Origin of the sequence: Mesorhizobium sp. M2A.F.Ca.ET.067.02.1.1 (assembly GCF_004023285.1) — a bacterium.
Taxonomy (GTDB): domain Bacteria; phylum Pseudomonadota; class Alphaproteobacteria; order Rhizobiales; family Rhizobiaceae; genus Mesorhizobium.
In genome coordinates this window covers 1-11,570 of record NZ_RZSB01000107.1, presented here as the reverse complement: position 1 = coordinate 11,570, position 11,570 = coordinate 1, and the positions used below count along the sequence as shown (strand labels likewise).

12 protein-coding genes are annotated in these 11,570 nt (G+C 64.2%); 3 read left to right on the top strand and 9 right to left on the bottom strand.

Annotated elements, in window-relative coordinates:
• Positions 1-1,932: GNAT family N-acetyltransferase (locus EOA28_RS11065; RefSeq protein WP_148670684.1), on the top strand; the 1,932-nt coding region annotated here is incomplete at its 5' end.
• Between the two features lie 114 nt (positions 1,933-2,046).
• Here EOA28_RS11065 and EOA28_RS11060 read toward each other — a convergent pair.
• Positions 2,047-3,606, bottom strand: a complete 1,560-nt coding sequence (locus EOA28_RS11060; protein ID WP_127251270.1) for a bifunctional aminoglycoside phosphotransferase/ATP-binding protein — start codon at positions 3,604-3,606, stop codon at positions 2,047-2,049.
• Between the two features lie 68 nt (positions 3,607-3,674).
• Positions 3,675-4,073, bottom strand: a complete 399-nt coding sequence (locus EOA28_RS11055) for a c-type cytochrome (protein ID WP_127251271.1) — start codon at positions 4,071-4,073, stop codon at positions 3,675-3,677.
• Positions 4,074-4,232: 159 nt separating this feature from the next.
• On the opposite strand from EOA28_RS11055, the gene EOA28_RS11050 reads away from it, so the two are divergent.
• Together EOA28_RS11050 and EOA28_RS11045 are read left to right on the top strand one after the other, a co-directional pair.
• The gene (locus EOA28_RS11050; RefSeq protein ID WP_127251272.1) at positions 4,233-5,069 is read left to right on the top strand and encodes a universal stress protein; all 837 of its coding nucleotides are present in this window, start codon (positions 4,233-4,235) and stop codon (positions 5,067-5,069) included.
• A 354-nt stretch (positions 5,070-5,423) separates the two neighbouring features.
• Positions 5,424-5,984 (top strand): sigma-70 family RNA polymerase sigma factor, encoded by a 561-nt coding sequence (locus EOA28_RS11045; RefSeq protein WP_127251273.1) that lies wholly within the window; start codon positions 5,424-5,426, stop codon positions 5,982-5,984.
• Positions 5,985-5,991: 7 nt separating this feature from the next.
• Here the strand turns inward: EOA28_RS11045 and EOA28_RS38770 are convergent, their stop codons facing one another.
• The 7 genes from EOA28_RS38770 to EOA28_RS11015 all read right to left on the bottom strand — a co-directional run bounded on the left by EOA28_RS38770 (position 5,992) and on the right by EOA28_RS11015 (position 11,567).
• Positions 5,992-6,159, bottom strand: coding sequence for a hypothetical protein (locus EOA28_RS38770; protein WP_189342007.1), 168 nt, complete (start codon positions 6,157-6,159; stop codon positions 5,992-5,994).
• A 460-nt stretch (positions 6,160-6,619) separates the two neighbouring features.
• Positions 6,620-6,838: a hypothetical protein gene (locus EOA28_RS11040; RefSeq protein ID WP_042647226.1), complete on the bottom strand. Its 219-nt coding sequence runs from the start codon at positions 6,836-6,838 to the stop codon at positions 6,620-6,622.
• A gap of 59 nt (positions 6,839-6,897) precedes the next feature.
• The gene (locus EOA28_RS11035) at positions 6,898-7,812 is read right to left on the bottom strand and encodes a class I SAM-dependent methyltransferase (RefSeq protein WP_245463189.1); all 915 of its coding nucleotides are present in this window, start codon (positions 7,810-7,812) and stop codon (positions 6,898-6,900) included.
• On the bottom strand, positions 7,809-8,801 hold the full coding sequence (locus EOA28_RS11030; protein WP_127251274.1) for a GNAT family N-acetyltransferase: 993 nt from the start codon (positions 8,799-8,801) through the stop codon (positions 7,809-7,811). The genes EOA28_RS11035 and EOA28_RS11030 overlap by 4 nt, the downstream gene beginning before the upstream one ends.
• Complete coding sequence (locus EOA28_RS11025) at positions 8,801-9,862, bottom strand: glycosyltransferase family 4 protein (protein WP_127251275.1); 1,062 nt, start codon at positions 9,860-9,862, stop codon at positions 8,801-8,803. The genes EOA28_RS11030 and EOA28_RS11025 overlap by 1 nt, the downstream gene beginning before the upstream one ends.
• Positions 9,863-9,877: 15 nt before the next feature.
• Positions 9,878-10,813, bottom strand: coding sequence for a beta-xylosidase (locus EOA28_RS11020; RefSeq protein ID WP_127251276.1), 936 nt, complete (start codon positions 10,811-10,813; stop codon positions 9,878-9,880).
• Positions 10,806-11,567, bottom strand: coding sequence for a TIGR04290 family methyltransferase (locus EOA28_RS11015; RefSeq protein WP_127251277.1), 762 nt, complete (start codon positions 11,565-11,567; stop codon positions 10,806-10,808). The genes EOA28_RS11020 and EOA28_RS11015 overlap by 8 nt, the downstream gene beginning before the upstream one ends.
• Between the last annotated feature and the right edge of the window lie 3 nt (positions 11,568-11,570).

Below are 11,570 nucleotides of genomic sequence, written 5' to 3'. Positions count from 1 at the left end.
ACACACACCGGGGCGCTTTCGGGCGCCGACAGGGTAGTCGACGCCGCCTTGCGCAGGGCAGGCGTGCTGCGTGTGGATGATCTCGCCGAGCTGCTCGATGCCGCCGAGACGGTCGCCCGTCACGCTCCCCTCGAGCGGGCGCGGGTCGGCATCGTCACCAATGGCGGCGGGGCCGGCGTGCTTGCCGTCGACAAGATCGTCGATCGTGGAGGCGAGCTGGCCGAACTTGCGCCCTCGACGATCGAGCGGCTCGACCGTGCGCTGCCGCCGACCTGGTCGCATGCGAACCCGGTCGACATCGTCGGTGACGCCGCGCCGGAGCGCTACGGGGCGGCGCTCGAAGCCCTGGCGGCGGATCCGGGGACGGACGTTATCCTGGTCATGAATTGCCCCACCGGGCTCGGTTCCTCGCCGGACGCGGCCAGGAAGGTCGCCGAGCTTGGCGACGACGGCGAGATCGGCGGAAAACCGCTTCTCGCGTGCTGGCTCGGCGAGCATACCGCGCGCGAAGGCCGGCGCGTCCTGACGGAAGCCGGCATCGCGAGCTTCGAGACGCCGGAGGACGCGGCGATCGCGGCGTCCTATCTCGGCGAATGGTCGCGAGCCCAGCGGGCGCTGCTGCGGACTCCCTCGAGCCGGGGTGGAGACCAAGCCGATGGCAAGGCATCGGCGCACGCCATCTTCCGGCAGGTGGCCGCCGAAGGGCGACGCATGCTGACGGAGCCGGAAGCAAAAGCGGCGATAGAAGCCTACGGAATCCCCGTGCCGCGAACCATCGTCGCCGGATCCGTTGTGGAAGTGGCGCAGGCGGCCGGCGAGCTTCTCGAAAGCTCTGAAGCAGTGGTCGTCAAATTGCTGTCGAAGGTAGTCTCGCACAAGTCCGATGTCGGCGGCGTGGTCCTCGACATCGCGACCGCGGAGAAGGCCGCGGAGGCCGCCCGGTCGATCGAGACGCGCCTGCGCACGCGGTCGCCGCAGGTGAAGGCGGACGGCTACACGGTGCAAGCCATGGTCGCGCGCAAGCATGCTCAGGAACTCATCCTGGGCATGAACCTCGACCCGATGTTCGGCCCGGTCATTCTGTTCGGCGCCGGCGGCACGGCGGTCGAGGTCGTGAACGATACCGCGATCGCCCTGCCGCCGCTTGACGACGTGCTGGCCGGAGACGCGATCGACGCGACCAGGATAGGCCGCCTGCTTGCCGGCTATCGCGATCGCAAGCCGGCCAACCGAGGCGCGATCATCGCCGCGCTGAACGGCCTGTCGCAAATGATCGTCGACTTCCCCTGCCTCGTCTCCCTCGACATCAACCCGCTGCTGGCCGATGCCGAAGGCGTGGTTGCGCTCGATGCGCGTATCGAGATCGACCCGCGACGGGTGGATGAGCCGGCGCCGAACCCGACGCTTGCCATAAGGCCCTATCCGTCGGGATGGAGCCGCGATCTCCAGTCGGACGGCATGATCTTTCACATCCGGCCGATCATGCCGGCGGACGTGGCGCTTTATCCCGCGTTCCTGGCGAAGATTTCTCCCGACGACCTCAGACTGCGCTTCCTGTCGCTGCGGAAGAACTTCCCGGACCAGATGCTGAAGCGGCTCACACAGCTCGACTACGAGCGCGACATCGCCTTCGTCGCTCTTGAAAAGGACACGGGAGCGCTGGCGGGAATCGGCCGGCTTTCCTGCGATCCGGATCACAGGAGCGGTGAATATGCGCTGCTCGTGCGATCGGAGCTGCAAGGCCATGGCCTGGGATGGGATCTGCTGAAACAGGTCATCGACTATGCGAAGGCCGAACGCATCGGCCGCATCGAAGGCACGATCCTCAACGAAAATCGCAAGATGCTCACAATGTGCCTGGAGTTCGGCTTCTCGATCGCGCACCACCCGAGCGAGCCCGGCCTGTCGGTGGCGACGCTGGAAGTCCGCTAGAGCGTTTCACTGTTTCACGGAAATGGCGAAACGCTCTATCTCCTTGTTTTGACGCAATTCCTGACGGAAAACCGCGCACACTATTCTTGGAATTCCTGTAAGCGGGTGACAGCTTTATGATCCGGTCTTCCTGAAGCCGGCCGCGGATGAAACGGCGCCCTCGACCGAGGCCACCATCTCGGCCGTGATGTCGGCCACTTTGCGGTCGGCCTCGATCTTGCGCCAGGTCATCGGACCGGCATCGCGCTGCAATTGCCGCGAAACGATGTCGATCGTGGCATCGGAGGGGCTGCCCTTGCGCTCGCTGACCCGGCGCCAAAGCACCGACGGATCTGCCGCCAGCCAAAATCCCGCGAACGGGACGTTTGTCCCGGTCGCTGCGCGCTCGATCCTGTCGCGATCCTCCGGTCTGTCGAAGACCGCGTCGGCGACGACGCAGCCGCCTTCGGCAAGGATAAGCTCCGCCAGCCAGGCTATCTGGCGATAGACGCGTTCCGATACGCCGGGCCGGTAGGCCTTGGCCGGCAGCCGCGTTTCGGCCGCCACGCCATGCATGGCCTTGCGGATGCGGTCGCTCTCGACGATCCGGGCGCCGGGGGGCGCGCCGATCTGAGCGGCGAGCGCCTCGGCGACCGTCGTCTTGCCCGAGCCGCTCAAGCCGCCGATTGCGACGAGCCGAGGCGGCGTTTCGGCAAGCAGGGTTTGCGCGAGGTGGAAATAGGATCGCGCTTCGGCAATCAGCTTTGTCGAATCCTGGCTGGCTTCCTCGACCTGCGTCGCGGTCACGTGCGCGCGCACCGCCGCCCGCACCGCCATGAGGAAAGGCAGGAGAACGAAGCCGTCTTCGTCATCGGCATCGTCGAGATAGCGGTTCATCACCAGATTGGCGAATTGCGGAAAACCGCGATGCCACAGATCCATCAGCAGGAATGCGAGATCGTAGAGGACATCGACGGTGGCGATCTGATCATTGAACTCGATGCAGTCGAACAGGCGAGGCTCGCCATCGAAGACGCAGATGTTGCGCAGATGCAGGTCGCCATGGCAGCGGCGGACCCGACCTGCCGCCTCGCGCCGGTTGAGCAGGCTGGCATGGCGGGAAAGGGCGTCGCGAAACGCCGCGTTGAGCGTTTCGATCTCCTTTCGGTCGAACACATGGCTTGTCGCAAATCCGGCCGAATTGATTTCCAGGACGCCGCCGATATTCGCCGACCCGCTGCCGGCATGGACCACTTCGGCGCCGCGGTGATAGTGCGCGATCATGCGGGCCACGCCTGTCATCAGCGCGGGTGTCAGTTCCCCCGCCGCGGCCATGCGATCCAGGAGCTTGGACTGGTCGAAGCGGACCATCTCGATGACGGCGTCGACCAGTTCTCCCGGCTCGTCCAGGGCAAGCCGGTCGCCCGCGCGCGTGACGCGGTGGACATCGAGATAGAGGCCGGGCGCTGTTATGGAGTTCAGCTCCACTTCCCTCTCGCACGCGGCGAGCCGCAACGCCGGCGTCGAGAAGTCGACATAGGGCAGCTTGACCGCCCGCTTCATCTTGAATGCGCGCCGCCCGACGAGGAAGATCCGGGAAATATGTGTTTCGATCGTCTCGACCGGACCAACCTCGCCATGGCTGGCAGGGTTCTTCAGCATCTCGACCACGACATCCTGGTTCTCGGTGATCATTGGGGCATGTCCTTGGCCTTTGATTGCATCCTCATTCGGCCTCGCCGGCCGAGGTCTCGCGGGAGTCGCTAACGCTGAAGCGTCTGGACGTAACCGGCGAGGTTATGGATGCGTTCCGTGGTCACGGCCTCTCCACCATAGGGACCGTACTTCTTCACGTCGTCAGGCAGGAACTGGTTGCCCCAAACCGGCATGTCGCGCTCACCATGCGCCGGGACGAGACCGCGACCGTCGATCGTGGCGTAGACCCGCCAGTAGGGAAATTCCCCGCCATTGCGCTTCGTCAGCGTCGTCAGATCGGCGGGGCGCTTGCGCAGCTCATCGGCCAAGGGCCCGTCGCCCTTGCCTTCCACGCCGTGGCAGACCGCGCAGGAATTCAGATATTCCTGCTGTCCATTGCTCATCTGCTGCGCCGCCGCGGCGCTCAGCGTCAGCGCGAAAAGACCAATCGTCGTCCGGAATCTCATTGATCTGCCTCCAGCCATCGGTGTCAGGCTAAACCATGCGACGCGCACGCACGTTGACCGGGATCAATCTTGCGAGGGACGATTTGATTCAGCGCAAGGAAGGATCCCAACCGGCTCGCTAAGGCTGCATTCCGTGTTCTCGAACAAGGAGCGGCCCCCATGCCATTCAAGACATTGCTCACGGTTACCGGGCCCGACTACGGAGACGGTGATTTGAGGCTCGCCGCCGGTCTGTGCGAGGAAATCGACGCGCATCTTTCCGTGCTCGTCGTGGTCATTGCGGCGCCTCCGTCTGGCGGAGAATACGCAGCGGTGATCTCGCCGGCCTGGCTCGCAGAGCGCGAAGCCGAAATGGAAACCCAGGAGAAGCGCAGCTCGGCGGTATCCAGGATGCTGTCGGAAGGCCCCGTATCGGCCGACCTCGGCAGCGAATACCCGGAGCAGTCCTGGACGGATGAGATCATCGGTCGGCGGGCCCGCTATGCCGACCTGACCATCGTCGGACCGGAGATGCTCGCAAGCGGCTTGCTTAAGGATAAGGTCCTTGCGGGCAGCCTGTTCTCGTCCGGGAAGCCTATCCTGCTGGTCCCTCAGGGAGCGCGCGCGACATTGAAACCGAAACGCGTCCTTGTCGCCTGGGACGCCAGTCTGGAAGCCTCGCGCGCCGTGCGGGAGGCGCTCGATATCTTGTCGTCCGCCGACGAGGTCCGCATCGCCATGATCGATCCGATCGAAGACGAACGGCATCATGGCGCGGAGCCGGGAGCGGATCTGGCGGCCTATCTCTCCCGGCATGGCGCGAAGGTCGCGGTCGATCGCCTGCCGAGTTCGGGCCACTCTGTCGCCGCCGTTCTTCGCCAGCATGCCACCGACACTGGCGCCGAGCTCGTGGTCATGGGAGCTTACGGCCACTCCCGGCTGCGCGAGCGGATATTCGGCGGCGTGACCAAGTCCATGATCGAGGATCCGGGGCTGACGGTTCTTATGGCGCGCTGAAGGCGCATTCGCCGAAAGGCCAGATCTCGAGGCTGGTCTGCGCGAGCCCGGAAAGCTCAATCTCGGCAACATTCAACCGCCTATCGTTCTCGTCGTGACCCAGCAGTGGAACAGGCGCGGACAAGGCGCTCAGCTTTGCCTTTCAACTGTCGAAAGATGTCATTGCCGTCCGTGTGGCGCGCATGTCGAGTGACCGCCCCATTGCGGTGCTGCTCCCGGGAGCCCCTTGGCCAAAAGTTTTCGGCCGAGCGACGGAAAACAGGAACGTTCCTTTTTCTCAGGCATTCTCCCTAGTCCGCATCTCATTCACTCCTGTTTGCTGGGCCCGGAAAATTGTTACCCAGAGAGCATAATTTGTCGAACCCTGACGCCGGTGAGGTCTCCGTCGTCGATCTTATTCCTGCCCTGCGGGCTTTTGCACGAACGTTCTGTCGGGTGCCCGACGACGCCGACGATCTCGTGCAGGAGACACTGACCAAGGGGCTTGCCAACCTGGACAAGTTCGAGCCGGGCACGCGGCTGAAGTCCTGGCTCTTCACGATCATGCGCAACACGCATTACACGCGTGTCAAGGCAGCGGCCAGGGAGGCGCCCGGGCTGCTTGACTGCGCCTCCAGCCGGCCGATCTCGGAGCCGTCGCAGGATTGGTCGGTTCAAAGCAAGGAAGTGCATCGAGCCATTCAGCAGCTGCCGTCCCATCAGCGTGAGGTTCTGGTGCTGATCGGCGTGCTGGGCGTAAGCTACGAAGAAACCGCTGAGATATGCGGTTGCGCTGTCGGCACCGTCAAAAGCCGTCTCAATCGTGCCCGTGCCGGTGTTCTGGAGTTCCTCGGGGAAAGCTCGCCGCAGGCGCTGATCGAGCGACGACGTCAATTTTCGGACGACCATTGGGATACTGAAGGCGCAAGACGCTAAAGCCAGCCTACCGGCGCTGAGTTGATTTCAGGACTTTCGCCTCTCTCATCAACGAGGCCCAATTCAGGCCGAGCAGCGAAATAAGGTCAAGCGCCTGCGTTTCGGTGATGCCCGTCGTTGCGACCAGCCGCCGAACGAGTTCGTCCACTTCCGGAGTTCTGCCATCCTGCGCCATCGGGATGACTCCTAACCGGCAACAACGATTCACTTATGTTAATGTTCCACCGATCATGCTGGCATTGCGACAGCAGGCACTGCCAATGCCCTTCGGCCCGGTCTCGGAGGAATGCCGCATCCTTGCCGCGTCGTCTTCAACCGCGCTCAGCCGTCACATCGCCTTTGCGCTTTTTCGATCAGCGCGTTCTGCAGTTCGAGTGCAAGCCTGGTCAGCCGGTCAGGGACCTTCTCCCGCTCGATGGCGGTCAACAGGGACGCGATCTCCTGGTCCAAGCTCTGGATTGCCTGGGCGCATAGATCGCGCTGGCTCCGGCGAGACATCGCATTCTCTTAACAATAGAGGCCCCTTCAGATCTCACTGAGGCATACCCGACCGGCCTTTGCAAGACGCTCGACGCAAGGATTTCGGGATCGCAGTCTTCGGATTTCGGGGCAAAAGGCGATCCGTGAGCATGCACTCATTCCTTAGGCAGACGGTTCGCCGCGTGGTCCTGGTACTGATCGGATTTGATCCGGTTGCCGTCGAGGCCGCGTTGCTCCGTATGCTGCTTCTTGTCCCGGTTGGACAGGACCTCGTTCTCGCCGACCATGTCCTTTGCGAGCGTCGTCTTCGCTCCGGTTCCGGAGCCCTTGCCCTGGCTGCCGCGGCCCATATGCTTCTTACCGCCGGTTGCCATTGTTCTTCTCCTGGGCTGCCCGCGAGAAACTGTTCGGCGACCGAACTGCCGCCCGCGCGTTATGTTCCGCCGCCACAGCGGATAAGGAAGACCGCGCCGTCCCAACTGCCGAAAGGCATTTCGCCATCGACCAAGACGTCCATGCCATATGCACGGGCAAGACGGTCGATATCGCGGGAATCGATGTCCGGCGACGCCCGATAGGAATAGTTGAGGATTGCCGCCATTCCTCCTGGCCGCAGCACGCGCGCGATCTCGCCGAAATGCCGCTCGGCAACACCGGCAAGCACCAGGTACGGAAAACTGTCGAGAGCCAGCACGCAGTCGAAGCTTTGATCGGCAAAGTCACCGAGATCCAAGCCCGAGGTCAGGCGGAATTCCACATTGGCGACGCCGGCGCATCGCCGGCGCGCGATGGCGATCATCCGAGGCGAGATATCGATGCCGACGATACGTCCTGCCATGGCGCCAAGCGCATGTTCGAGGCGCCCGATGCCGCAGCCGATGTCCAATATGCGGTTGCGGCTGCCGAGCATGCCTTGTCGTTCCAGCCACAAGGCAATCTCGCCGGTTGTGGCCGAGAGCCTGTCCTCATCGCCCAGCGACGACAGCTGCACGCTGGCGGCCGGAGATATGGCGGCCGCCCGATCGAATCCGCCGGCCAGCCGCTCGACGGTCATGGCGGCCGTTTCGCCGTTGGCAGGGTCATGCGACACGCAGGCAGCGACCCTGCGGACGGAGTCGAAGGCGTCGGCCTTGTCACGCAGCATCGTGGCGATGCCTTCCAGCCAGCGTCGCCGGGGGACATGGCTCGGGCGCATGTCCAGGGCGACATCCGCCAGTTGCGCCGCGCTGGTCGTCTTGTCGACACAGACGGCCAGTCTGGCCAGCGCGTTGTCGACCGAAAGGCCGTCCGCCATGTAGTCCTCCAGCAGGCGCCTGGCGATCGCGCCGGTTTGCCTCGCGGGGGTCACGGCGGCGCGCCCCGCGTCCACATCTTTTGCGCTGTCCAGCGATCGTTCGCGCCCCAGCCATATTTGTAGCCTTCACGGCCGCGCAGGAAATCGAACTCGCGCGCGCCTTCGTTGGCGGCTTCCGCGATGGCATGGCCGATCAGGATCGCGCCGGGGCTTTCCTCGGAATAGGCTGGATCGAAACCGCCGAGATAGGCATAGGCCCGGCCGCGGTGATGAAATCCGTAATAGGCACCGACGACGGCGTCGCCGATCTCGATCGTCAGGCATCGCGTCAGGCCGCTATCGGCAAGCCGCGGCAGGGCCCTGCGGTGGAATTCCACAGCCGCGGCGGATAGCACGCCCCCGCCATGACCGGCCCAGCGCGCGCCATGCAGCCGGATCAGCCTGTCGAGAAATATCTGCGGATCGGACTCGCCGCGGCTGACGACAACGGCCCCCCTTCGCCGGGCAGCTCGCTCGGCGCGGCGCAACTGTCGCCTTCGTCTCGCCGGAACCGAGTAGGCCAGGGTTCGATCGCCATCGAGCGGCAGCACGGGACAGGCGGCGTGCGCCATCGACCGGCACTCTTGCGCATTCGGCAGCTCAAGCCTCAGCGACATGGCATCAGCCGGGAGGTCGGGCAGGATCCATTGCGACCATTCGAGCGAGAGCACCGCGCCGGCGATGGCGGCGCCAGCCTTCGCTTCCAGTTCCGGCACGCACAAGATGTCGAGGTAGTCGCTTAGAGAAATGCCGATGGGCAGCAGGCGCTGACCGCGATCATGCCTTTCGACATAGAGCGGCGCCAGACCAGCGAGGGCGTCTCCACTCCACACGGCAATGGCCGCAAGGTCGCCGGGCGCGAATGTCCGCCACCACGGAATGAGCCAGGCAGGAGACTGGAACGGCGTGGCCGAGATGGTCCGCCGCCAGAGCCGCCACCAATGCGGCTCCAGGTCCTCGAATGCTCTCGCGTCACGAATGATCTCGGTGCACAGACCGCCCATCAGCCGGTTCCCAGCAGGGCGCGACGGGTGCCAAGCTTCGCCAGCGCTTCGTAAGCATCCATGTAGGACGGGATCATGCGCTCAAGCGAGAAGCGGCGACGCGCCTCGGCACGGCATGCCTCGTGGTCCTGGGCTCCGGAAGCGATAATGGCCTTCGCCATCTCCTCGACGTCATTGACGAGGAAACCGGTCCTGCCGTGCTGGACGACATCGGGAAGGGCGCCGTTCGGGAAAGCGACGACCGGCGTGCCGCAGGCAAGCGCCTCCATCGCGACAAGCGAGCTTGTTTCGGGGGCAAGGCTGGGAATGACCAGGCAGCGTGCGGTGTTGAGCAGCCGCCGCTTGGCACAGAAGCCGAGTGGCCCGAGGAAACGCCGCTGGCGATCGAGCCGGGGGCGGACCTCGTCGGCGAAATAGCGCAGATGGGTCTCGTAGGGATAGACCTGGCCGGCGATCGCTAAGGACATGCCGGCGCGCTTGGCTGCCTCCAATGCGAGATGGATGCCCTTTTCGGGACAGATGCGGCTGAGCACCAGCGCGAAATTGCGCCGCGACCGGGGCTCGTTCAGCGCTTCGATATCAACACCGTTTGGAATAGGCTTCGCAAGTCTCGATCCCGCCGGCGCCGTCCTGTGCTGCGCCTGCGAGACTGCATGCAGCCACAGGTCCTCGCGTGACGGCGCCAGCACCTCGGGCGGGTACCAGCCGAGCGGCAGGTGCAACGTCACCAGGGTTGGGCCGTCGGAAGGCAGATAGGCGTCGAAGTCAATCCCGTGGAGGTGAACGACGTCAATTGGCCAGCACGCGCGGGCGGCGGCTATCGCGTCGCGATGCGCTTGATGAGCACGGTCCTTCGCCGCCTCATCGAGCACACCCGCCTCGGCTGGTGTTTCCACCAGGACGCCGGCTGTGCTTGACCCTTGGCAGGCGACGACAACCGAACGGTGGCCTTTCTCGACCAGCGCACGATCCAGCGCCGAAAGCACCTGCTCGGCCCCGCCGACCGCATCCGGCCCGACGGGCGCGAGAGGGTAGGCGACGTTGAGGACAGTCAGTGTCATCGTTGATCTGGGGCTTCACCATGCCGCCGGCACGCGCTGCGTCGTCGCCATGTTGTCGCCGATCGCCGGAGCGTAGCGGCGGATCATCGCCGCGCAGAACTCGGAGAATTCCTCGGGAATCTGGGGCGGGCTGGTGTGATGAGGTTGAAGACCGCGATGCTCCGGCGTGAAGCAGAAGGTGACGGTGACGTTGAAGTCGGCAAGCGCTTCCATCTGGCGGTCGAACCAGTCCAGCGCATTCGGCCGAAAACTGTCGGCCCAGGACAGGCCGGTGCGCAGGTGGGTGACACCCAGACGTTCCATCCAGGCAACAGCGTCGTCCAGCCGAGGGTCCTCGTAATGGAACCACTGCACCAGGCCCATTTGCGGAGTGTGGCGCACGAATTCCTCGAGCGCCGGCTTGGGCGTGCCGTCCTCGCGAAGCAGGCCCATGTAGAAGTGCCTGTAATAGGACGAGCCTTCCGCCTCCCGATGGCGCGTCGTCGCTTCCCAGGAGCGCGGCAGATCATAGAGGCTGTACCACTGAACGCGTGGCGCAAGTCCGAGCAAAAGCTCCGCTGTCCGGCGCAAGCCCCAGACTTGCACCTCCTCGGCGCCGAAGGTCGACACACCGACTTCGCTGACCCACACGGGAATGTCCGCGACCGTCGCGATCTCTCCGAGCTTGTGGGGCCACTCGTGGATTTGCCAGAGGTTCCAGTCGAGCGGGAAGCCATGCACGGCGACCGCATCGACATGGTCGAGCACGCCGAACTCCTTCATGCGCGTCATGAACCCGGCATCGATCGGCGAAATGCCGCCCAGCACCTTTGTGATGGCAGGATTTTCCCGGCCGATCGCATCAGCCGCCAGGGTCGCCATTGTGGCAAAACGGCTCCAGTCGGGGTCGAGCTCCGGATCCCAGTGCGATTTGTTGTTGGGCTCGTTCCAGATCATGGCGGCTTCAATCATGGGTCTCTCCTTTCGAAGGATAGACGGCGGCGCTGCCGGCCGGTTCACCGGACGCGCGGCAGAAATAGACCTCGTCTTCCGGGTGGAGCAGGATCTCGAAACCGGCGCTGCGCAGCATCGCTTCGGTGCAGGCGCGGTTCGGAATCCACCAGTTGGTCGGGTCGTCCGCATAGCGATGCTCGATGAAGTGCAGCTTCGGAAACTCGGGCCGATCGAAGAGGTCGCGTGTCCAGAAATGGTAGTTCTGTTCGAGCGGCAGGACTTCGTTGCTGCCCCGCTGCATCGACTGGAAGATCATCAGGTCGTTCGCGACATGCGCGCGGATCAGGTCGAGCGCCAGCAACGGGTGGCGCAGGTGGTAAAGCACGCCCATGAACAGCACGATGTCGAAGCGCTCGCCGAGCGAGGCGACGTCGTAGACCGACAGTTCCCGGAACTCGATGTTGCAGTCGGCGATCTCGGCGGCGAAACGCGCCTGGGCGAGATAGGCTTGGTCGAAGTCTATCCCAAGCACGCGATCGGCACCGCGTTTCTTCATTTCGATCGAGTAGAAGCCTGCGTTGCAGCCGATATCGAGCACCGACTTGCCCGAAAGATCAGTCGGAATGGCATCCGCGAATTTGCGCCATTTGATCAGCGGGTAGTTGCCGAGGAAATGATCGGGAGCGGTCTCCACGCCCGCGAGCTCCATATTGTGGAACCACGGCCCCAATGCGTCGATGCGGCGGCGTATCTCCGTGCTGGAATGCAGCATGGC